The 22,917-nt window shown below is 44.5% G+C and carries 14 protein-coding genes; 4 read left to right on the top strand and 10 right to left on the bottom strand.

What is annotated here, in order from left to right:
* Positions 1-89 precede the first annotated feature (89 nt).
* The gene (locus tag QUA97_RS21320; protein WP_194065929.1) at positions 90-521 is read right to left on the bottom strand and encodes an NfeD family protein; all 432 of its coding nucleotides are present in this window, start codon (positions 519-521) and stop codon (positions 90-92) included.
* A 339-nt stretch (positions 522-860) separates the two neighbouring features.
* On the opposite strand from QUA97_RS21320, the gene QUA97_RS21315 reads away from it, so the two are divergent.
* Positions 861-3,041, top strand: a complete 2,181-nt coding sequence (locus tag QUA97_RS21315; RefSeq protein ID WP_333195888.1) for a protein phosphatase 2C domain-containing protein — start codon at positions 861-863, stop codon at positions 3,039-3,041.
* 25 nt (positions 3,042-3,066) lie between these two features.
* Here the strand turns inward: QUA97_RS21315 and QUA97_RS21310 are convergent, their stop codons facing one another.
* From QUA97_RS21310 to QUA97_RS21285, 6 genes are all read right to left on the bottom strand, one after another.
* Positions 3,067-4,155 carry an ABC transporter ATP-binding protein gene (locus QUA97_RS21310; RefSeq protein WP_333195886.1) on the bottom strand — a complete coding sequence of 363 codons (1,089 nt, stop codon included), beginning with the start codon at positions 4,153-4,155 and terminating at the stop codon, positions 3,067-3,069.
* 289 nt (positions 4,156-4,444) lie between these two features.
* Complete coding sequence (locus tag QUA97_RS21305; RefSeq protein ID WP_333195884.1) at positions 4,445-5,506, bottom strand: ABC transporter substrate-binding protein; 1,062 nt, start codon at positions 5,504-5,506, stop codon at positions 4,445-4,447.
* A gap of 50 nt (positions 5,507-5,556) precedes the next feature.
* On the bottom strand, positions 5,557-6,411 hold the full coding sequence (locus QUA97_RS21300) for an ABC transporter permease (protein ID WP_333195882.1): 855 nt from the start codon (positions 6,409-6,411) through the stop codon (positions 5,557-5,559).
* Positions 6,412-6,811: 400 nt separating this feature from the next.
* Entirely contained in the window at positions 6,812-7,684 is an 873-nt protein-coding gene (locus QUA97_RS21295; RefSeq protein WP_333195880.1) for an ABC transporter permease, read from the bottom strand.
* 84 nt (positions 7,685-7,768) lie between these two features.
* A complete protein-coding gene (locus tag QUA97_RS21290) occupies positions 7,769-8,527 on the bottom strand; it encodes an OmpA family protein (protein WP_333195878.1) in 759 nt (252 codons plus the stop codon).
* A gap of 100 nt (positions 8,528-8,627) precedes the next feature.
* Complete coding sequence (locus QUA97_RS21285) at positions 8,628-10,847, bottom strand: hypothetical protein (protein WP_333195875.1); 2,220 nt, start codon at positions 10,845-10,847, stop codon at positions 8,628-8,630.
* Positions 10,848-11,030: 183 nt separating this feature from the next.
* On the opposite strand from QUA97_RS21285, the gene QUA97_RS21280 reads away from it, so the two are divergent.
* Positions 11,031-12,542: a hydroxysqualene dehydroxylase gene (locus QUA97_RS21280; protein ID WP_333195873.1), complete on the top strand. Its 1,512-nt coding sequence runs from the start codon at positions 11,031-11,033 to the stop codon at positions 12,540-12,542.
* Positions 12,543-12,841: 299 nt separating this feature from the next.
* Here QUA97_RS21280 and QUA97_RS21275 read toward each other — a convergent pair whose 3' ends face one another.
* Positions 12,842-13,255, bottom strand: coding sequence for a peptide chain release factor 1 (locus QUA97_RS21275; protein ID WP_194065920.1), 414 nt, complete (start codon positions 13,253-13,255; stop codon positions 12,842-12,844).
* A gap of 586 nt (positions 13,256-13,841) precedes the next feature.
* Between QUA97_RS21275 and QUA97_RS21270 the strand changes: the two genes are divergently transcribed.
* Together QUA97_RS21270 and QUA97_RS21265 are read left to right on the top strand one after the other, a co-directional pair.
* Positions 13,842-14,048 carry a hypothetical protein gene (locus QUA97_RS21270; RefSeq protein WP_194009348.1) on the top strand — a complete coding sequence of 69 codons (207 nt, stop codon included), beginning with the start codon at positions 13,842-13,844 and terminating at the stop codon, positions 14,046-14,048.
* 363 nt (positions 14,049-14,411) lie between these two features.
* A complete protein-coding gene (locus QUA97_RS21265) occupies positions 14,412-14,837 on the top strand; it encodes a DUF6335 family protein (RefSeq protein ID WP_194065919.1) in 426 nt (141 codons plus the stop codon).
* Between the two features lie 203 nt (positions 14,838-15,040).
* Here QUA97_RS21265 and QUA97_RS21260 read toward each other — a convergent pair whose 3' ends face one another.
* Both QUA97_RS21260 and QUA97_RS21255 read right to left on the bottom strand, forming a co-directional pair.
* Positions 15,041-16,537 carry a hybrid sensor histidine kinase/response regulator gene (locus QUA97_RS21260; protein ID WP_194065918.1) on the bottom strand — a complete coding sequence of 499 codons (1,497 nt, stop codon included), beginning with the start codon at positions 16,535-16,537 and terminating at the stop codon, positions 15,041-15,043.
* A 7-nt stretch (positions 16,538-16,544) separates the two neighbouring features.
* On the bottom strand, positions 16,545-22,760 hold the full coding sequence (locus QUA97_RS21255) for a hybrid sensor histidine kinase/response regulator (RefSeq protein ID WP_333195868.1): 6,216 nt from the start codon (positions 22,758-22,760) through the stop codon (positions 16,545-16,547).
* Positions 22,761-22,917: the final 157 nt, after the last annotated feature.

Genomic DNA, 22,917 nt, shown 5'->3' with positions numbered 1-22,917 from the left:
GACTACTGACTACTGACTACTGACTAATGACTACTGACTACTGACTACTGACTACTGACTAATGACTACTGACTAATTACGCATTTGGTTTAAGAATGCAATAAGTTTTCTGGTAAAACTATCAAAGTAGTGCCTTTTCGTCCCACGACAATGACGTTTTGGTTGGGAGGGATGGTAGCCTTGGTGTCTTCGCAACGAGCTTGCCAAGAATTCCCCTCATAAATCACCCGTCCAGCTTCGCCGGGGGGAATTTCTGTTAAAGTTTTAGCTTCGTGAGAATCTGCGATCGCCCTTACCTTGCCTTTTGGTATCAAGCGCCGGGACACCAGCACAAAAACTGTCGAAAATACCATCCACAGGAATATCTGTAAATTAACATAAGGTAAAACTAGAGAGCATCCAGCTACAGCGAAGGCGCTCAGCCCCATCATAAAAGCCACAAAAGCAGTCGGGAGAAATAACTCTGCCAAACAGAGCAAAGTCCCAGCTAGCAGCCAAAGAAGCGTGGGAGTCAAGATCATAAAAGAATTGGTGATACTATGAAATATCTTAGATTGGAAATTTGAGATTTAAAAAGTGTCAACAACAGACTCTGCAAGGGTTTGCGAATTGCTAGCCCGATCGCGGTATCGGGTTGAGGCTGCTCCGGCCCCAGTCAGGGTTCGATCGTACTCAAAGTTAAAGTTTTAGTAACTTAGATTACAATTCTAGCCGATCTCCATTGGCAGCAACTACAATTTCTAGCGCCCCAAAGGCAGTTAAAAAATTGATAGGGGCTAAAATCAGTTTATTCTCAAGCTCGTGAATTGGAGCTGGAGAATCAAATATCTTCAGAATGTTTTTACACAAACTCTTTCGATATGATTAGTAGTTTCTCAGAACCCATTTATTGCCCGAATCTGAGCTGTCCCGAACCCCGCAATACCTTTGGCCGCCAGCACTGTGCAGCTTGCGAAACCAATTTAATTTATCGGTATTTGTGGGCTGTGGGCCCAGCAGCCGAGGAAGTGCCGGCGGGTAAGGTAATAGCCGATCGATATTTTGTCATTGCACCCCAACTCTGGCTAGAAAGCCGTCCCTCTATTCCTCCTAGCGTCCCCGAACAACTGCCCGATAGCATCGCGCCATACCTGCATTTGTATCCCCAACGGCTGCATACGCCGGAAGTATACGGTTTTTGTTCCGTGGGGGAAGCACCCGAAGCCACTGAGGTGCTGTTGCTGGAAAATGTGCCAGTTAATAATTTTGGTAGCCTGCATCCTTCTATTTTAGAAGCTTGGGCTCACACCGGTGCGGCGCGCCAAGTTTACTGGCTGTGGCAAATGCTTCAACTGTGGACACCGCTTTCGGAACAAGGAGTCGCTGCGAGTTTGCTGGTACCGGAAAATTTGCGGGTGGAAGGTTGGCGGGTACGCCTGCTGCAACTGCACCCTGGAAATTTTGTACCGACGGTTAAGGATTTGGGAGATGTTTGGTCTGGTTTGGTGGAATCTGCCGCGCCAGAGGTGCAGTCGAGACTCGGAGAGATTTGTCTGTTTATGCGCCGCAGCAGCATGAATTTAGAGGCGATCGCCCTAGAACTCAACGATTTATTATTAGAACAAGCGGCTTTATTGCCCCTGCACTTAGAAGTAGTAGGCATGACTGATACCGGGCCGCAGCGCGCCAAAAATGAAGACAGTTGCTATCCGACTGCTGCGGATTTACAATTTAGCAAAACTTCAGATGGCGACAAACTAATTCCTTACTTAACAATGGTTTGCGATGGGGTTGGAGGCCACGAAGGAGGAGAAGTTGCCAGTCAATTAGCCGTGCAGTCCCTGAAAGCTTTAGTCCAAAATTTGCTCGCAGAAATCGCTGAACAAGAAGAGTTGATGACGCCAGAAATGGTAATTAAACAACTCGAAGAAATAGTCAGAGTTGTGAACAATGTGATTTCCAATCAAAATAACGAGCAGGGAAAAGAGTTGCGGCAGCGGATGGGGACGACTTTGGTGATGGCCCTCCAGTTGCCTCAAAAAATTAAAGTTTCCGATGATTTACCGTCGAATAACAGTCACGAACTTTATTTGATCAATGTTGGAGACAGCCGCGCTTATTGGATTGGCAAAAATTACTGTCAGCGGCTGACTGTGGACGATGACGTAGCGTCAAGGGAAGTCAAGCTAGGACACAGTTTATACTGGGAGACTCAATTGCGATCGGATGCAGGAGCCCTGACTCAAGCTTTGGGCACGCGAGACGGCGATTTCCTACGCCCGACGATTCAGCGATTTATTCTCGAAGAGGAAGGCTTACTGCTGCTGTGTTCCGACGGTTTGGCCGACAACGACTGGGTAGAGAAATCTTGGGAGAATTACGGCCCTCCGGTGCTAGAGGGCCAAATGTCTTTGGAAGCTGCAGTTCAGTCTTGGATTAGCCTCGCCAACGAGAAAAACGGTTACGATAACACCTCTGTCGTGGCAACTTACTGTCGGACGTCGCCGGAGAAATTGGTACTGTTTCATCCCGCCTCCGCGCCAACCTCAGCAGCAGTGTCAGCGCCAGTGTCTCTCCAGTCGGTGTCCCTGCCGATGTCAGGGTCAGCATCTCTCCAGAAGACTGGGAAGATCCCAGAATCTCAGCTTTCAGAATCGTCCAAACAGTTGCTGTATCCCGAAACAGCCCCCGCCCCGGAACCAGTTAAAAAACAGCAGTCCAAACGTTGGTTGCCGCTGTTGGGGCTGTTGGGGCTGATGTTAGCCTGCGCTGGTTTAGGTTTGTGGGTACGCAGCCTCCAAAGCCCTCAGCCAGAGCCCGAACAACTTCCGCCACCGCCGGAAACTTCCGCCCCGAGTCCTGCAGAAAGTCCCTCGCCCGGTTCACAGAGTCCCTCGCCCGGTGCTGAAAGTTCCTCGCCGTCGCCAGAATCAACTCCTGGCGAAATTCCCGCGCCTTCGCCAGAATCAACTTCTGGCGAAAGTCCCTCGCCGTCGCCAGAATCAACTCCAAGCGAAATTCCCGCGCCGGAAGCGGAAACTCCTTCGCCATCACCGCAATAAAGGAGATTTCAATCAGCGGGACTTTTTAAAGAATGCAGATACTTTCCGGCGGCACGGCAACTCGAACTCGATCGCCAATTTGGTGCCGCTGTAAGTCATCTCGGTGCAAGTTTTGTCGGCGAAGGGCGATCGAGCTTTTAGCAGTCAAGCGCACCCTATACCGCGTATCAGTGCCAATATAAATCGCCTCTTCTACTGTTCCCGGCCAGCTATTTTCAGCATCATAATTAGCCGGATAAATAGCAGCTTTTTCCGGCCGCAACACCAAGGTAACAGTTTTCCCAGCCGGCAAATCTTCTGCAGTCGCAACTAACACGGGCAACTCTTGGTCAACCAGCACGACTACTTGACCCTGTTGCCTTTCTACTACTCGCCCGGTCAAAAAATTGCTGTCGCCAATAAAATCAGCAACAAACCGCGTTTTCGGATATTCATAAATATCAACAGGTGTCCCGACTTGTTGCAGTTTTCCTCCTTCCATCACTGCAATTCTATCCGACATTGTGAGCGCTTCTTCTTGGTCGTGAGTTACATAAATAAATGTAATTCCCAATTTTCGCTGCATTTTTTTTAATTCTAATTGCATCTCTTTACGCAATTTTAAATCCAGCGCTCCCAGGGGTTCATCTAACAGCAAAACAGAAGGCTCTTTGACCAACGCCCTCGCCAGCGCTACTCGCTGCTGCTGTCCCCCTGACAGTTGGCGGGGATAGCGTTTTTCTACATCTGTTAACTGTACTAATGCTAAGGCTGCCGCCACGCGATCGCGAATTTTTGGCTGAGGCAAATTCTCCATTTCCAACCCAAATGCAGCATTTTGTGCTACTGTCATGTGCGGAAATAAAGCATAATTTTGAAATACCGTATTCACTGGGCGGTGAAATGGCGGGCGATTTTGCATCGGTTGGCCGTGAATGTAAATTTCGCCTGCTGTGGGAGTTTCAAAACCTGCGATCGTTCGCAAAGTTGTAGTTTTGCCACAGCCGGAAGGGCCGAGCAAAGAAAAGAATTCGCGATCGAAAATTTGCAGGTTGATGTTATCTACAGCTAAGAAATCTTGACTGCGGACACTTTTAAATATTTTGGAAATGTTGACAAGTTCGACTGCGTGCATTGTGTTAGTATCTATGAGTTATAGCATTTCGAGCGAAAAATGAGGTGCCGCTGGGCATTACCTCACAACGCGATCGAACTGCTATATGAGCAATAAAAAATATGAGTTATAGTCCGGTTAAACTGATATATTTTACTATTCTTAATTACTTGTTTAGGAACGGGCAAGATGCTTGTTCCACAAAACTTAATTTTATTGTGGAACGGGCCCGAGAGCCCGTTCTTAACGGTGGCGCAACTCCAATACAAACTAAAAATTTAAGCAAACCAGCCCGCCACCTGTTTGATATCTACTTTCCCGCTCCTGCTTTAACTTCCGTCCAAGCTCGATCGTACAATGCTGTTGTTTTCCCGACATCCTGCAAAAACTTCATTTTAGCAAGCACCTCAGCCGGCGGATAAATTTGAGGATCTTTCAAATCTTTAGGATCGATTAAACCTCGATCGATGGCTGCTTTATTCGGCGAACCAAAGTGGGTGAAATTAGAAATTTTTGCTCCTATCTCTGGTTCCAAAGTGAAGTTGATAAATTTCTCGGCTAACTCTTTGTTGGCTGCACCTTTGGGAATTGCCATATTGTCAGAAAACACAATGGTTCCTTCTTTGGGAATAGCGTAACGGAGATTTGGGTTCTCTTTCATCACCTGAAAAATATCGCCGCTCCATTCCATTGTCAGATTGACTTCTCCTTGCTCCAGCAGAGTTTGACCCGTGTCTGGGACAAAAGCGGCAATGATATTTTTATTTTTAATCAGCAAATCGCGGGCTTTGTTAATTTCTTCGGGATTTGTGGTATTTGGGTCAAATCCTAAATACATTAAAACCCCTGCAAAAGTGTATCTGGCATCATCTTGCCATGCGACTTTTCCGGTATATTTGGGGTCGAACATTGCCGCCCAACTGTTGATATCGCCCTTGGTGGCGTTCAAGTTGTAGCCAATTCCCATTGTTCCCCACTGGTAGGGTAGAGAATACTTATTTTGGGGATCGAAAGATTGATTAATAAACTTAGCATCAAGGTGGATTTTGTTGGGGATGTTCTGCAAATTTAGCGGCTCAATCATATTCTCCGCTGCCATGACTTTTACCATGTAATCGGCGGGAAATATTAAGTCGTAACCGGGGTTTCCCTGTTTGAGTTTGGCGTATAGTGCGTCGCTGTTCTCGAAAGTGTCGTATTGAATTTTAACATTGTTCTCTTTCTCGAATTGGGCGATCGCTTCTGGGGCGATATAACTTGCATAATTGTAAATGTTGAGGACTTGCTGTTGGTTGCCACCTGTGGGGCTGCAGCCGAAAGCTACCGTTGCACTCATCACAAACAAAAGTAGAAAATTCAGCAGGCGTTTCATAGGTTTGGTGAGTTATATCGAACAATAATTATGACACAAAAAACATTTTTTTAACTTTTTTGAACTTTGAGCGACGATACAACCAGCAACAAGGAAGCCAGCAACATCAAAGTTGAAATAGCATTGATAGCTGGCGTTACTGAAAATTTTATCATGCCGTAAACAAATAGTGGCAGAGTCATGGAACCGACGCCAGTGGTGAAGAATGTCACGACAAAATCATCTAGAGACAAAGTAAAAGCTAGCAATGCTGCGCTAAAAATAGCGGGCCAAATCAGCGGAAAAGTGATGCGCCAAAAAGTCCGCCATTCGTTAGCGCCCAAGTCAAAAGCTGCTTGTTCTAATTGAGGATCGAGTTCCGCCAAACGCGCCCTGACAGTAATCGTCACAAATGAAATATTAAAGACAACGTGACCGATAATTACTGTAGGTAAGCCGAGATTGAGGCGAATTCCGGTGAGATTTTCTACGATCCGAAATGCGAGGGTAAAGAAAACTAGCAGCGAAATGCCGATCGTAATTTCGGGCATAATAATCGGCAAAAACAGTAAAACTTCTACCGCTTTCCGTCCCGGAAAATGAAAGCGTTCCAACGCTAGCGCCAGCATTGTACCGAAAATTGTCGCTACCACAGTGGAAATAGCTGCAATCAGCAAGCTGTTGTTGAGTGCGGGCAAAATTCCGCTGCTGCTGCTAGCAATCGTCGCACCTGTATTGCTAAACAAGCTGCGATACCAATCGAGGGTAAAACCGCGCCAAACGGCATTGAATCTGGATGTGTTGAAGGAGTAAATAATTAAGATGAGAATTGGCAAATAAAGAAAGGCAAATGCTAGTGTAGCTTGTACCCACAGCCATTTTTTCCCAGTCGCCCGCACTAGCAAATCTAGTTTAGTTTTAGTCATTAGTTAGTGGTTAGTGGTTAGTGGTTATTGGTTATTAGTTAGTGGTTAGTGGTTATTGGTTAGTGGTTATTAGTTATTGGTTATTAGTTAGCAGTAATTATTAGTGAACAGTCAACAGTCAACAGTCAACAGTCAACAGTCAGTAGTCAACAGTCAGTAGTCATTGGTAATTCGGAATTAGAACCAACCAATAAAAAATAATAATCAACTGCCCGCCACCAACAATCAACTACCAAAAACCATCGCCTCAAATAAATAATCTCATAAACCCGCCCTCACCTAACTGTAAATCTCAATTTATAGCGGTTTTCAAGCTTAGTGAGGTATGCCCAATGCCCTATATCCTATGCCCAATGCCCACTCCTAGCACCTCATGTTACGCTCGAAAGGCTATACCTCTTTAAGTTTCATCAGAGACGCGGAAGTAAACCAAAACAGGAATCAATATGATTACTGTTAATAACATAGAAAGCGCGGAACCAAAGGGCCAATCGCGGGCTTTCATAAACTGATTTTGAATTAAGTTTCCCACCATTACTGTTTTAGATCCGCCCAATATATCGGGAGTAATAAAAGCGCCAACTGAGGGGACAAATACTAAGATGGAACCTGCAACTATTCCGCGAGTTGTTAATGGGAAAAATACGCGCCAGAATGTTCTAATATCATTTGCTCCTAAATCTTGAGCTGCTTCTACTAATGAAAAATTGAAGCGTTCTATGCTAGAATATAAAGGTAGAACCATGAAAGGTAAATAGCCGTAAATCAGACCGATCGCCACAGCGAAAGGTGTAAAAAGCAAGTTTAACGGTTCGCTAATAATTTGCAGGCTTTGCAGGGCTGTGTTAACTACTCCTTCGCTACGCAGCAGAATTATCCAGGCGTAGGTTCTCACCAAAAAGTTAGTCCAAAATGGAATAATTACCAGCAAAAGTAAGGCATTTCGCCAGCGGGGAGGACGGGTGGCGATGAAAAATGCTAGGGGATAGCCCACTAAAAGGCAAGCAGCGGTTGTTAAAAAAGCTAAAAAGAGCGATCGCCCAATTACTCCTAAAAACAGTCCGCTGAACAAACGCTGGTAGTTGCTGAGAGTAAATACCCAAGTAACGCCGCCGTAGGTACCGCGTTCTAAGAAACTGTACAAAAGTACAATTAGCACCGGCAAAATGAAGAAAACGATCAGCCATGCGGAAGCGGGAAATAATAACAGCAACAGGCTATACAATTTTCGATGTTCGATGTTCGATTTGCGATCGGGAAGGATCGATTTCATAAGGGTTTGTGGCTACCCGTGCGTATAGGACTAATAATCCCACACATTTTATATCAAATCCGCAGGTTAAGCGGCAGCATTTATCTAGGGGGTAGAATTCGGGCTTTGAGCTTCCGGCGAGGGTAATTGGCGGTTTAAGTCAATATTCAAGTTTTCGCGGCGGAATTGGAAGCGGAAGACGACTTTGCGATCGCCCGCTGCATTTTCTGTCGGATTCGCATCTAATTCTCCCCGACCAGAAACTAATACTTTTTGCTGCAATTGGGCTTTTTTAGGAAAATTTACCTCATCAGAAAACATATAATTAGAAACAGCTAAAGCCCTTCGCAAACTCAGTTCCAGATTTTTTGGTTCTGCACCAGCAGAACTGGTATGTCCTTCAATGACAACGCGAGAAATTTGTTTTTCAAATTGTTTGTTAGCAAAAAGCACTTGGCTGTAAATGGGAATGAAGGCTTGCAAAAACTTTTTCCCTTCTGGTTTGAGGACAAAACTGTTATTATCAAACAAAATGCGATCGCGAATGCTGACATCTCCGGTTCCGGGGTCAACAGTAAAAACATCTTTGTCTCCAAGTTTCCCTTCTAAAGCATTGACAATAATCTGCGGTAATCCTTTAAATGCGTCTTGATATTGCTGCAATTCCAGTCGCAGTTTTTCCACCTGAAGGATTTTTTCATCCAGCATTTTCACCTTTTCGCTGAGTTGAATTTGCACAGTGATGAACAGGAGGGCGAACAACATCAACAAGCCGGACATTAAATCGCCGATGGACAGCAGGACGCTGGAATCTTCCTCTTCTTCTATTTCCGGTGCATTGTCTAAATCGGATAAATCGCTCATGTTTGTGGTGTGGCTGATTTGTTAATTAGTTCTTAGTCAGGACTTTAGTCATTCTTAAATGCGGACTGAAGTCCTCACTACAAACCTGACTATTTTTACCTTATTTCTTCGTCCCTAAATTATCAGCAGCCGCTACCAAATAATGAGCAACCTGCATCAAACCATCGGAAGATTCTTGCAAACCATTGCACACTTTCGCCATCGAAGAATCCGCTTCTTCAAAAAACTTGTGCTGCGATGACGTAGTTTTTTCCAAATAGCCAATTAATTGATTATTACCAGATTGCAGGGCGCGATCGAACTGATCTGTCATATTTTGATAAGCACTCTCAACCCGCCGCACTTGTTCTTGTTCCGCTTGCAAAGCTGCATTTAATTGATTTACCAAACTTGTATAGGTAGTTTGCAATCTTTCTCCTTCGATATTGAACTGATTTGCCATTTTTTCATAAACGCTTTCTACCCGCAGCACTTCTTGTCCGGTTATCTTCGCTAGTTCCTGTAACTGCGCCAAACGCTGGCTGGAATTCAACCCCACAGAATTAGCAAACTGGCTCACTTCTGCGGCTGTTGTCAAAATTTTGTCCATACTTTCGTCAACTTGCTGCGACATCAATTTGCGCTTCTGCGATTCTTCTTGAAAAACTTTTTGCAAGCCCAGTACAACCTGCGCTAAACCTTTTTGCTGTTTACCTAAAGTACCTTCTAATAAATTATTTTGTGCGGTAAAAAATTGCTGTAGAGAGGATTGATATGTTACCCGAAAATTATCTAACTCTTCCTGGACTGTGACGCGGGTATTTTGCAGCATTGTGTCAACATTTTGTAAACTGCCAACCAGATTTTCTCGCGCTTTTTCCATCAGTCCCGAAGCTTCATCGCCTACTGCTTTAATGGTATCTGACTGAGTTTGAAAAGCTGCGTGGGTGGCATTTAAAATATTGGTCATTCTGGCTTCAACTCCTTCTAGCATTTCCTTTTCTTGTGCTGCTTGAGTGTGGAGAGATGCTTGCAAGTTATCTTGAATTCCTTTAAAGGTGTTGGCTGCTTCTTGGGCGCTTTCTTGGAAGGCTGTTCTTTGCGCTTTCATGCCTTCAATGCTTTCTCCAACTCCCGATCGCATTTCGGTGGCCATTTCTTGCAAAACGCCGTGGGTGTCGGTTTGAAATTGTCCTAAAATCTGCTGCAAGTTGTTGGCAAATTCCTGCAACTGCACTAAGGTATCTTGCTGGAAAGTTTGAATTGTCAGGATAGATTGTGCTAAACTAGAAGAGATTCCGCCCAATTCGTTCTTGAGTTCTCTGACAGCTTCGGATGCTGATTGAGTTAACTGGGCGCTTTGATCTAGTCGCCCTACTACTGGTTCGATTACTTCGGTGCGGAGTCCTGAAAGTAGATTGTTTAATATTTCTTCGCCTTGGTCGGCTTTAATCTGTTTGAGTAGGGATAACTCTTGGCGAATGTCTTGAAAAACAGGGGTCATTGCTAAGGCGATTTGCTGTCCGAGTTCCTGGGAGTTCACATTGCTTTGTACTTCAACAATTTGAGCAAATCCGGTTTTCATTGTTTCGGTTGCAAGGGCGATCGCACTTTCAACACCGCCACCGCTATAGGCGCCAGAAAACATTTGTTCTGGGGTTTGTAATTTCGCGATTTTATCTAATTTATTGCGTAAATTGGATAGATCGGCAACCCGCGCGCGATCGCCCCAAGCTAAGACAAGCGTAAATATGCTAGAAGATCCCAAACCCATCAAAGAAGTCGAAAAGGCTGTTTTCATTCCCTCCAGCAACGTGCCGATCGAAGGTAGCAATTCTTTGGTATCTTGCAAAGAACCCAAATTAACATCTTGCAAGCCGGTTTGAATGCCGTAAAATGTACCTAAAACCCCCAGCGCGACTAAGGTGCTCGGTACAAACCGCCACTGACTCCTAGGTACGGATCGCCCTAAAATTGCGGGATACTGAAACAACATAAACCGCCCGGATTTTACCTGCGCCCTGTAAGCCTCGCCATCGGCGGTGATTTCGCCCGCCAAGTGTTCGCTAAACCAGTCTAGCAGAAGTTTCCAGGTATCAGGTGGTGTTTCCCACTGCCGCAACTCGATCGCCCCTGATGTACCGCTTTCTGACTTCGAGCTCAAATAGTTGACAGATTCAAGAGTCGATCGGCTTTTCGCGCCGAGATACCGCTGATATTGCTTCACAGAAGTATACTCGCCCCAAACAGCCACGCCCAGCAAAATTAGCGCCGCCCAGTGAAAAATGCTGTTCTGCCAAATTACCCCAAAAATAGCAGTCAAATAATTAATTAATTGCATATTGACAACCAGTTAAATTTGTGTATTTTACTCGAATCTCAATTATCGGAAAAACCAACATTAACGTTTTAATATAACATTTCCTACCGTCCAAAAAACACTATAACTTTCAGCTAATCGATCGCATATTTCACTTTTATTCATAAATTATGTCATCATAAATCAAAAATGCAGAGGTACCAAATGTCAGCAGAATCGCCAGCCCCAAAAGTAGTCGTCGTCGGCGCAGGATGGGCAGGTTTAGGAGCCACCTATCACCTAGCCCAGCAAGGCTACGACGTAACTTTGTTAGAAGCAGGCCCTCAGCCGGGAGGCTTAGTCGCGGGGTGGAAAACCGCCGGCGGGCGTTCCGTAGAAGCAGGAATTCACGGCTTCTGGTATCCCTACAAAAATATCTTTTCATTAGTCAAGGAATTAGGACTCGATCCGTTTACGTCTTGGACTCGTTCTTGTCAGTATTCCCCCGCCGGCTTGGAAGTAGAATCGCCAATATTTCAGAACGAACCGATCCTTCCCACACCGTTAGGAACCTTTCTCTACACCAAATTTAAAAGACTGCCATTAGTCGATCGACTTTCAGCCTTACCTTTACTCTACGCCGTCCTAGATTTCGACAACTCCGACGAAGCTTGGCGCAGGTACGATCGCGTTACAGCCCGCGAATTGTTCAAACAGTTTGGCGTATCTGCGAGGCTGTACCGCGATGCCTTTGAGCCGATGTTATTAGTAGGTTTATTTGCACCAGGAGAACAATGTTCTGCCGCCGCAGCTTTGGGAATGCTTTATTATTTCATCTTAGCACACCAAGCGGATTTTGATGTAGTTTGGTGTCGCGGTACTGTCGGGGAAAAAATCTTTCGACCCTGGGTCGATCGCCTGGAAAAAATTGGCGCTAAAGTATTGACAAATCAACGAGTTACTGATTTAATCGTTGATAGCAACAACCGAGCTACAGGCGTGGTTTGTGGCGATAAAACCTTCGAGGCAGATGCAATTATTTTTGCAGTTGGCGTTACTGGAATGCAAAAAATTATTAGCACCAGCCCCGCTTTGCAAAGCCGCCAAGAATTTAGGGACGTAATGAATTTGGGTGCTGTTGACGTGTTAGCTGTCCGTCTCTGGTTTGACAGAAAAATTAACATTCCGCTACCTTCAAATGCCTGTTTTGGATTTAGTTCAACTACGGGTTGGACATTTTTTGATTTGAATGCTTTGCACGACGAATTCCGAGCGGAACCGGGAACAGTTGTCGAAGCTGACTTTTATCACGCCAATCAATTAATTCCCCTGAAAGATGAGGAAATTGTTGCTTTAGTGCAGCGGGATTTAGCGACTTGTATTCCCGCTTTTCGGGATGCAAAAGTAATTGACAGCAGCGCGATTCGCTTGTCGCGGGCGGTGACGCATTTTGCACCGGGAAGTTATCAGTATTTGTTGCCGGCGGTAACAAGTTATGATAATGTATTTATGAGCGGCGATTGGGTTGTTACCCGTCACGGTTCTTGGTCGCAGGAAAAGGCTTATGTTACTGGTTTGGAGGCGGCAAATTTGGTAATTTCGCGTTTCGGAATTGGCAAAAAAGCGGCCATTATTCCTGTAGAGGCTGATGAGCCACACATTCAAGTTGGGAGACAGATTAATCAGTTTGCTCGCAGTTTGACTAATACTTTTCTTCCCGATTTTTGGCTGCCATAATTAGAAGGAAGTAGTCAGTAGTCAGTAGTCAGTAGTCATTGTAGGGTGCGTATTTTTTAGGTTTAGTACAAAAAGCTATGGTTTTCTCTGATGACGCACCCTACTAATGAGATCAAAGAAACCGGGGTTTTTACCGATATTGACAGTTATTGTAGGGTGCTAAATGCACATTTTACAATAACTGCTTAAAGCAATAAATTCCCTCTTCCTGATGACTAATGACTAATGACTAATGACTAATGACTACTAACAACTGCCTACTGCCTACTGACAACTAACAACTGACAACTGACTAAAAACTATCGCCAATAAGGCCTGCCTTTCCAAAAAACTCCCACCGTAATTCCGATTAGTGAGGCTTCCGATAAACTTGCTAACAAAGGAGGTATGGGCAGAAATGACTTTAACAGCAAACCGAATAGCACGCACAAAACTAAAACCCACAAATTAATTTTATTGAGCAAATATTGCTGGTGCCAATGCTCTAAAAAGTACACTGCTAAAGCTCCCATTCCCACTGCGGCAACGAAAGGTATCAATATTCCGAGGGAGGAGCCGTAGAGAAGCGTCACGACGTTGCGGATTGCGCGCGATTGCGTGAAACCCCAGGCTAAAAATAGCTCAACTCCAATCACGATTGAGTTGACGAGGGCGGCAATTTGCAGCATTTCTCGCCAAGGTAAAAGTTTTAAGCGGCGCAGAAAATTGCTCATAATCGGCTGATTCGGTAGGTTGCTTTGATTTTATCAGAAATTTGGGGCTAAAACCCCACGATCAGCTTGACGACTTTTAAGGTGCTATGATTATAATAATTGTCAAGGTTGAACTCCTTCGCCATCGTGAAACGGTTGAGAGACACACTTTTAGGCGTCAAATTTTGGGCAAAGAGCGGCGAAAACTCTTAAAACAGCTAGGGATTAAAAAATAACATCCCACCATCAGAGAACTAATACTTTTGACAGGAAGTGTAGGGCGGGGCACGCCCAAACAGTAGGTTCGTATCCTACTACGCTTGGGGAGATAGACTCTCTGAGATTCACTAAGTTAGGCTCGTTAATTGGTGCTACTGCACGGTTAATTGGTTTAAGCATTGCCGCTGTGGATAGTGGGTTTTAAAGTCGTTCGTAGAGCCAAGAATCAGGAGTGCATTCACGCGCCCTGAGTGTCAAAACAGTTTTGTCCGGGCGATCGACATTAACGACTATTTGTAAAGTAAAATGAAGACAAAGGGCAGTCTCTTGACAAATTCACCAAGAGCATCTGCCTGCTTGTTGTTGGAACCGTGAAAGGAAAAAAGTTATGGTGGAGAACACTGTCGATTGTGCTGTAGCTTGCGTCAATGGCTGCGTTTTGGGCGACAAGTGCCCGAAGCGAGAATACGCGGCGGCAACGTCAAACTTTATTGAAAATACCTCTCTCGACAAAATGCTGGAAATGGCAGAGGAAGCGATCAGAAGGAAACGGACGGAACCTCCCAAATGGGTAATTCCTGATTTTCCCGAATAGAGTTAGCGCTACTTAGAAAAAGCATCGCCCATTGGAAAGGGCGATGTTTTTTGTATTCCCAATGAAATATAGCATTTCGATCTCTCATATGAGGTGCTGTCGGGCGGAGCGAAGCGGAGGGATGGGGCTCCGTGGCCCGCGCAGGGCGGAGCGAAGCGGAGGGATTGGGCATACCTCACAACGCGATCGAACCGCTATAGCCGAGCCAAATCAAGATATTTCTTGGGATAGAAGCTAAAAAAAATAAAAACAGTTATAGTTGCAATTAATTACAGCAGTTGGCAATTAATAACAATTAAGATAAAGCCAATAGCAAAAGTTCCAACTATTGAATAAAATCCAAAAAAATCTGGAGTAGATATCATGGCACAGCCAAATAAACGAGCTGAACAAGCAACTGAAGAGCGCGAGAATTCCAGCGATTTGCCTCAAGAAATTACTGAATCTTACGGCACTGGCGTTATCGTTGAACCGGGATTGAAGCAATATGAAATCACAACCTTGAACGACAGCGGTTCGGAATACGGTTCGAGCAGTTCCCAACTCAGCGGCGACGATGGCGAGGTTGCGGCGGCGGAACAAGAACGTGCGACTGGCGAGGAATTGGTGGGGGGAAGCGCTCCAACTCCCGACCAAGATATGGTTGACGAACTCGGAGCTGCAGCGGGCATTGAAATGGCGGACGGAGCTATTTTGCACACAACAGATATGTTGGAACATCGAGATGAAAGTCGGTGGGAATTAGACCCAAGTTCTGCGGAAGATTATCAGGAGAGGCCGGATTTATAGGTTTATTTGTTGTTACTCTAGGGGAGCAGTTGCCTAAATATTTGATTAATAGGTAAAACGCAGATTGAAGGCCGATGCAATGCTCTTTCAATGCCGATATTTTCAAGGTTCGTAATGCGGACGACTGTCCGCACTACGAACGGCTTTCGTTATGGTCATTGACCGGATATGGTATGAATGCAAGATGTCTAATCTGCGATTGGTTAGCAGCCTCCAATTTGGACACCGGAGGCCGCCATTTGTCGCGCTTTTTGTCGGATTGGAAGTTCGATCGCAAATTCTGTTCCTTGGCCTGGTGTCGAACAACACTGCAAACTGCCGCCGTGCTTTTCTGTGACAATGTGCCAGCTAATTGACAAGCCGATTCCGGTACCTTTGCCGATCGCCTTTGTGGTAAAAAATGGGTCAAAAATACGATCGCACAACTCCTCGCTCATTCCCGGCCCGCTGTCATAAATTTTAATGATTGCTGTGTTGGAGTTGCTGACTTTCGTACAAATCCGAATCACGTAGGGATTTGCTTTAATTTCCTCGAAGTTTTTTTCACTGCAGGATTCTTCTATCGCATCGATCGCATTAGCTAAAATATTCATAAATACCTGATTGATTTCCCCGCCGCAGCACTCTACATTTTTTAAATTGGGGTCATACTCTTTAATAACTTCAATCGCGGGACGGTTCGCCTTAAATTTCAGCCGATTGTGCAAAATCATCAGCGTGCTGTCGATACCTTCATGAATATCAATCAACTCCATTTCTCGCCCTTCTTGCCGCGAAAAATACCGCAGAGACAGAATTATCTCGCGAATGCGATCGCCCCCTATCTGCATCGAGCTGAGTATTTTCATCAAATCTTCCTGGATGAATTCTAGCTCCACGGCTTCTGCTGTTGATGTGATTTCCGGTGCCGGAGCGGGATAGTGCTGTTGGTAAAGTTCCAGCACCTTGAGAATATCTTCAGCATAATCGCGAACGTAATTGAGATTGCCGCAGATAAAATTCACCGGATTGTTAATTTCGTGAGCAATTCCTGCTACCATTTGCCCCAAAGCCGACATTTTTTCGCTTTGAATTAATAGCGATTGAGCGTGCTTGAGATCGTGCAGGGACTTCTGCAAATTTTCCTGTATTTGTTGCCTGTGGTTAACCTCTGCTTGTAGCTGCAGGTTGGCTTGAGAAAGTTGCACCGTGCGATCGTCCACCCGTTGTTCCAACTCAGCAGCCAGTTGTTCCAGCTTAATTTGAGCTTGTTTGCGATCGACAATTTCCTGCTCCATCTGCACATTTTGCTGCTGAAGTTTTTGAGTCAGCTTGCAGACGCTCAAATGCGCTTTAGCGCGAGCTAAAACTTCTTCATTTTGAATCGGCTTAGTAACGTAATCAACAGCCCCTAAACTAAATCCCTTTACCTTATCTTCCGTCTCATTCAGCGCCGTCATAAAAATCACCGGAATCTCTTTGGTCAAATCGCCAGCCTTCAAACGCCGGCAAGTTTCAAAACCGTCAATTCCCGGCATTAGCACGTCCAACAAAATCAAATCTGGCAGCGAGTATTCAGCTTTTTTGATCGCGCTCTCTCCCGTCCGCGCCACTAACACTTTAAATCCCGATTCCGTCAAAAAATCAAACAGCAATGCCAAATTATTCGGGTTATCATCAACGATCAAAATTGCGCTTTCTTCCCAAGATAAGATGCTCATAGTTTTACTAATTCCTGTATTTTTCTACAAATTCTAAAATTTTTTCTTCTTCAAAGTTTTTAGCTAATTGATTGAGATGGTTGGCGAAAGAGACATATTTAATATCAAGTTGTGCCAATTTTTCTGCTTGTTTTTGAATACCTCCTAAGTCACCCATCATGGCTAATTCAAAGAGTAAATCGATTTGCTCTGCCGGAGGAGCAATGATTTCTTCATGCTGAATTTGAGATTGGTTGTGAAAAACTTCAGATTCCGCGTTCGGGTATTGCAGCTCCTCGCAAATCCATTCTAAACCCAAATGAACTTGCAAGCAATTTAAAAGTTCCTCAGCCCGGATCGGCTTGGGAATAAAAGCATTGCATCCTACTGATAGACTTTCCTGCTTTTCCGCTTCCATAATACTAGCAGAAGTGCCGATTGCCACCACATTTTGCAGTTGGGGCAACTTCCGAATTTGCCGCATCGCTTCAAATCCGTCCATCACCGGCATCACCAAATCAATCAAAATACAATCCGGTTGAAATTCTAGAGCTTTATTCACACAATCTTGACCGTTGGTCGCCTCAATTATTTCAAAACCCAACGGTTCCAGTAGATGAATTAAAATCGAGCGATTTTCCCACCGATCGTCCGCCACTAAAATTTTCTTATCAGCACCCTTGAAACCCTTAATATTTTTGGGATAATACTTATTATTTTGAGCTGGGTTGTCAACTGCCAGCAACTCCAACTCAAAGGAGAAAATGCTACCTCTGCCTAAGGTGCTTTCTACTTTCAATTCACCGCTCATAATCTCCACTAATTGGCGGCTAATCGCCAATCCTAAGCCTGTTCCCTCAGTATGGCGCGGACTATTACCTACCTGTTCAAAAGGTGCAAATATCTTTAGCAATTCATCGGTAGCGATGCCAATTCCCGTGTCTTCTACTTGAAACCGAATCTTCACGTTCGCAGTAAGAACTTCAGTCTGGGTTCCATCCTTTACACAATCGACTGCGGAAACCTTAAAAGTAACTCCACCCCTTTCAGTAAATTTAACTGCATTGCCAATTAAATTAATTAAAATTTGCCGTAACTTCTTTTCATCAGCCAAGATTGTAGCGGGAAGAGATGAAAGATATTCGCAATTAAAAGCTATATTTTTTTGACCGGCTCGGATGCTAAAAATGGCAGTTATGCTTTGAATAAAATCTAGAAAATTAAATTCTGTTGGCACGAGTTCCATTCTTCTAGCTTCGATTTTAGAAAGGTCTAAAATATCCTCTATCAAAGCGAGCAAGTGTTCGCCACAGCGGTGAATAACGCCAATTCCCTCCTGTTGTTGGGCTGAGAAATGTTTGTCGCGCTTAAATATTTGAGCGTAACCTAAAATGCCGTTGAGGGGCGTTCGCAATTCGTGGCTCATGTTAGCTAAAAATTCGCTTTTGGCGCGGCTGGCATCTCGCGCGTTGGCTTCGGCTTTTTGGCGTTCTTGAATTTCTTCGGAAAGCAGGGCATTTTTTTCGTTTAATTCTTGGGTGCGTTCTTTAACTTTTGCTTCTAGGGTAAGGTTGTATTCTGCTAGTTGTTGGTTCGCCGTTGCTAAGTTTGTGTAAAGGCGGGCATTTTCCAGGGCGATCGCAGCTTGGGAAGAAAGCAGTTTTAATACTTCCAATCGATCGGGAGTAAAAGCGCCTGCGATCGAATTATTTTCTAAATAAAGGATGGCTGTTAATTTGCCTTGATAGACGATCGCCACGCATAACACCGATTTCGGCTGGTGTTCGATAATGTAGGGGTCGTTGTTGAAAATTGCTTCGCTGCAGGCATCGTGGAGGACAATATCTTCGAGAGTGCGATCGACAAAATTGATGACCGATCGCGGATACGGATAATCCAAGCCCGCGCCCGATAACACTCGCACATCTGCGCCCGCTTCTCCCGCAGCCTCGATCGCAAAATCACCATTTTTCGGCGCGATCAGACACCCACTTTGGGCACCCGCATTTTCCAGCACAATCTGCATCAATTTTTGCAGCAAAGCATCGACGACAATTTCGCCGGAGATAGCAAGAGATGCTTTCATAACTGTCGCGAAATCTAAAGCTTTGTGACTGCCAATAACGGTTGCAAAAGTTGCATTCACAGTCTGGTTACTCATTGTTAAACTTTCACTTTCCGGCATCCGTACAATTAACTGCGGATATCGTTCCTCTAAATCAGCAACCTTAGCATTCGCACCCCAGCGGATATAACCGTAGTAAGCGTCAGTCATGTAAACCTTAGCAATTTTCTGCCTACCGAGAGAAAGATAAAACTCGGCGGCTAATTCATTAGCCAAAGCTTCTTCCTGAATGTATTCCTGTTCGCCGGAATGTTGAATTGCGCGATCGTAAAAATCCATCGCCCGGTCTTTTTCTCCCAACACCCGCGCCTTTTCTGCCTCAACTAACTCGTATTTGTGCTGGTAATTCATCGGTGCGTGGTGCGCCCTTTTCTGCATTTTTTCCTGATTCGCTGCTACCTGCATCAAATGTTTTTCCTGTTCTGCACTGTCAGCAGTTGGATACACAGCCAGGAGTGCGAGGGAATAGTAAAAATTGTGCGTACCTAGCATCATGAAGCCAATTGCTGCTGGTGCATATTTGGCTGCTACAGATCCATCAATAACTGCTTGTTCTGGCTTTTTAAATAAGTAATTTAGCAGCAATTTAGCAAGATAATAATTAAAATTTGACAGATAATTGTTAACTTGTGGCAGGCGAGCCAATATTTCTGTCCCTTTAAAATCTTTACCTGTTGATTGAGATTTGTTTGGGTATATATCTCGCAAATTTAAAATAATCCCCCCCCATATTCCCAGCATTTCTAGAGAAACGTCTTGTTTTACATTCTGTGCTAAAGTGAAGTATTGTAATTGTTTTTGTAGTGCCTTTTCTAAGGGTTCTCCAATCAAAAATGAAGCAGAACAACTGTTGAGAGCAGAATAACAAGTATATTCCATATCTCCTGTTTCTAGACCGCTTTGTATCGCCTCGCTCAAAGGTGCGATGATCTCCCTACCGTGTTCTTTCGAGTGGCGGATAAAAGTGTTAAACATAGTATAAACTTTGCATTTCAGTTCTTTAGCATTAAATTGCTCTAATAACTTCAAACCTAATTGTCCCGAATGATATCCAGCGTCTATATCTCCTAAGGCCCCAGTCAGCAACAAGCCATACCAACTATAGGCGATCGCCCCAAGTGCTGAATTACCCCGTTTAATCGAAAAATCAACCATTGTGAAGACAATTTGCGGCAATAGTTCTGGTTGTGTTGTAAAAACAGAAGAAAGCAGAACCGAAAGTATACGCATTATCGCCAACTCATAGTCATCAGTCATTACCGGAATATTTTCTAGTTCCTCAATCTGAGGTAAATTAACTCCACCCAAACCCTCTGGGGGGATTTCCAACAGGGAAAATTCCAACATTTCCAAAGCTTTTAAACCAGTATCGATGGCTTTCAGCATCTGGTTTTGAGATATATAAGACTGGATTTGGAGTTCGTAAACCTTAACTTTGTCGAGCAGGATAGTGGCTTGTTGCAACAAGATATCGGCTAATTCTTGCGATCGCCCAAAGTTAGTATTGAGATATTCAGCCTCCGCCGCTTCTACGTGCAGGTTCAGCGTCAAGTCATAATCCGTCTGCCAACTTGACCCTATACTTACGGGGGACTGAGGGGAATTAATCAGTTCCAAACCGACATTCAAATATCTGACAGCAGCTTCGTAAGCATTGGATGCTTTAGCTTTTTTACCAGCAATCAGATTCAGTTTTGCCAGTTGATCTTTTGCGGATTTTTCTGTGAGTAATTCAACACCAAAATTAAGTTGATTGACAATATCAAAGACATTTTCTTCAATCTCGGAGACGGGAGTATTCTCCAGCAGCAGTTGACCGATTGTGAGGTGCGTTGCTTGCTTGGCCTCATCGGGAATCAAAGAATAAGCTGCTTGCTGCACTCTGTCGTGCAAAAACTTGTAGCCAACCTTAACATCTTGCAGCCCCGACAGCCCGGTTTCCGAACCTTCAAAAACCAGCGGAATTTTGTAATCGTTGCTCAGCGGCAAAATTAGCCCTGCCTGAAGAGCATCCCAGAGACTTAATGCTGTTTCTTTTTGAGATTTTTGGCTGACAATTGCCAGGACTTCTAAATTAAACCGGTTGCCAATACAGGCCCCTAATTTTAAGGCTGACTGCGCTGCAGCGGACAACTTCCGAATATTTCGAGCGATTAACTCTACGACATTGCAGTCAGTAATCCCGATTGCTTGGATGTGCCCGATATCCCACTGCCACCTACTCGATGGAAAATCGTAAACTAACAGTGTTTCTTGATAAAGAGTTCTGATTAACTGAGTCAGAAAGAAGGGATTTCCTTGGGTTTTGTTAAAAAGTAGCTCTGCTAAAACTTTGATGTTTGGGGAAATTTGGCTTTCTAAAGTTTCATAAATTAATTGCTCTACATGACTCAAATCTAAGGGATTCAAAACAATATTAGTGACTTTTTCTGGAAGTCCTGCCTCATTTTTTTGGATGTTTTCGATGGTTTGAATCAGCGGATTGGTGGCGCTGACTTCGTTATCTCGATAGGCTCCAATTAGCAGCAAATATTTGCTTTCTGAATCCGTCACTAGCAGTTCAATGAATTTCAGCGATGCGGAATCTGCCCACTGCAAATCGTCGAGAAAAACCACTAGCGGGTGTTGTTTGGCAGTAAAAACGCTAAGGAATTGTTTAAACACCAGATTAAATCGGTTTTGCGATTCTGCCGGCCCCAATTGCGGGACTTCCGGCTGTTTCCCGATAATTAGTTCGACTTCGGGAATCACGTCTGTGACAACTTTACCGCTGGTTCCCAAAGCGGCTAGCAATTTTTGTTTCCAAGTCTGAATAGATGCTGCACTTTCTGTTAGCAACTGCCGAATCAATGACTGGAATGCTTGAATTAGGGAAGCGTAGGGAATGTTGCGCTTGAATTGGTCAAATTTACCGGAGATGAAATAGCCGCGCTGCCGAACAATGGGTTTTTGAACTTCATTTACCAAGCAGGATTTGCCGATGCCGGAGTAACCGGAAACCAGGATTAATTCGACCCCCCCTGCCCCCCTTGCTAAGGGGGGTGAAGAAAGCCCTGAAAGCCCCGCTTTACCAACGGAATGCCACTCCGAAATTCCCCCTTTAACAAGGGGAATTCGCTCCGAAATCCCCCCATTAACAAGGGGGGATTGGGGGGGTTCTACACCGCTAACTCTCTCGAAAGCGCTGAGTAAAGCGGCGACTTCAGCTTCTCTACCGTAGAGTTTTTGGGGGATGAGGAGTTGACCGGCGCGATCGGCATTTCCGGCAGTAAAATCAGATATATTGCCAGTAGCTTGTAGTTGCGCCAGACAAGTTTCGAGGTCAAATCTCAGCCCGTCAGCGCTTTGATACCTATCTTCCGCCATCTTCGCCAACAGCTTCATCACGATGGCAGAGATTGCTTCGGGAATTTCCGGCTTCAAACTGCGGGGAGTGGGGGGGATTTTAGCGATGTGACAGTGAACTAATTCTAAAGGGTCGATCGCCCTAAATGGCAATTCACCAGTCAGCATCTCGTAAAAAGTAACACCCAAGGAATAGAAATCGCTGCGGTAATCAATTGCCCGATTCATTCTACCAGTTTGTTCCGGCGAAATATAAGCTAACGTACCTTCGAGCAAATTGGGATAGCTGGGAGTTGCGTTTTCTCGAACCAAGTGCGAGGAGATGCTGAAGTCAGTAATTTTGACCTGATAGGTTTCGGGATGGATAATAATATTGTGCGGTTTAATATCTTTGTGAATTATTTGGTTTTGATGGATTTTGCCTAAACTTTTGGCTAGTTCAACGGCAATTTCCAGAAATTGTTTTAAGTCAAGTTTGGTCGCCATTAAAAAAATAGATAAAGCCAAGCCTCCAAAATCTTCTAAGGTCAGCGCTACACCATTTTGATTGGTTTCTAGACGGTAGCAATTGACAATTTCTTCGATATCTTTCAGATTTTCTCGGATTTTATATTCATGTCTCAATCGGGTAATTTCTTCCAGAGTTGGATACTCGCTGTTCAGGGTTTTGACGATGACTGGCAAATCCTGTTCTTGCCAGATTCCCCGATAAATTGCAGTATTGACACCAGAGTAAATCTTTTCAGTGATTTGATAGCCTGTTAGTAAAATCATAGTTTAATAAATTTGAATTTAAAGGGTTTGCAGCCCATTTGCACGAGTTGTACTATTGACGAAAGTTAATTAGTTGTGTCAGAGGGGTGGTCGGCGCGGGCGATCGCAAAACTTCCGAGATATACTCAAGCTTAGTACAAGTCTCAGAGCTTTGTCA

The sequence above is a fragment of the Microcoleus sp. CZ3-B2 genome, assembly GCF_036705055.1.
GTDB lineage: Bacteria > Cyanobacteriota > Cyanobacteriia > Cyanobacteriales > Microcoleaceae > Microcoleus.
This window is presented reverse-complemented; position numbering and strand designations above follow the sequence as displayed.

Coding starts and splice junctions, on each gene's coding strand:
- QUA97_RS21320 (WP_194065929.1), bottom strand. CDS start 521: ATGATCTTGACTCCCACGCTTCTTTGGCTGCTAGCTGGGACTTTGCTC.
- QUA97_RS21315 (WP_333195888.1), top strand. CDS start 861: ATGATTAGTAGTTTCTCAGAACCCATTTATTGCCCGAATCTGAGCTGT.
- QUA97_RS21310 (WP_333195886.1), bottom strand. CDS start 4,155: ATGCACGCAGTCGAACTTGTCAACATTTCCAAAATATTTAAAAGTGTC.
- QUA97_RS21305 (WP_333195884.1), bottom strand. CDS start 5,506: ATGAAACGCCTGCTGAATTTTCTACTTTTGTTTGTGATGAGTGCAACG.
- QUA97_RS21300 (WP_333195882.1), bottom strand. CDS start 6,411: ATGACTAAAACTAAACTAGATTTGCTAGTGCGGGCGACTGGGAAAAAA.
- QUA97_RS21295 (WP_333195880.1), bottom strand. CDS start 7,684: ATGAAATCGATCCTTCCCGATCGCAAATCGAACATCGAACATCGAAAA.
- QUA97_RS21290 (WP_333195878.1), bottom strand. CDS start 8,527: ATGAGCGATTTATCCGATTTAGACAATGCACCGGAAATAGAAGAAGAG.
- QUA97_RS21285 (WP_333195875.1), bottom strand. CDS start 10,847: ATGCAATTAATTAATTATTTGACTGCTATTTTTGGGGTAATTTGGCAG.
- QUA97_RS21280 (WP_333195873.1), top strand. CDS start 11,031: ATGTCAGCAGAATCGCCAGCCCCAAAAGTAGTCGTCGTCGGCGCAGGA.
- QUA97_RS21275 (WP_194065920.1), bottom strand. CDS start 13,255: ATGAGCAATTTTCTGCGCCGCTTAAAACTTTTACCTTGGCGAGAAATG.
- QUA97_RS21270 (WP_194009348.1), top strand. CDS start 13,842: ATGGTGGAGAACACTGTCGATTGTGCTGTAGCTTGCGTCAATGGCTGC.
- QUA97_RS21265 (WP_194065919.1), top strand. CDS start 14,412: ATGGCACAGCCAAATAAACGAGCTGAACAAGCAACTGAAGAGCGCGAG.
- QUA97_RS21260 (WP_194065918.1), bottom strand. CDS start 16,537: ATGAGCATCTTATCTTGGGAAGAAAGCGCAATTTTGATCGTTGATGAT.
- QUA97_RS21255 (WP_333195868.1), bottom strand. CDS start 22,760: ATGATTTTACTAACAGGCTATCAAATCACTGAAAAGATTTACTCTGGT.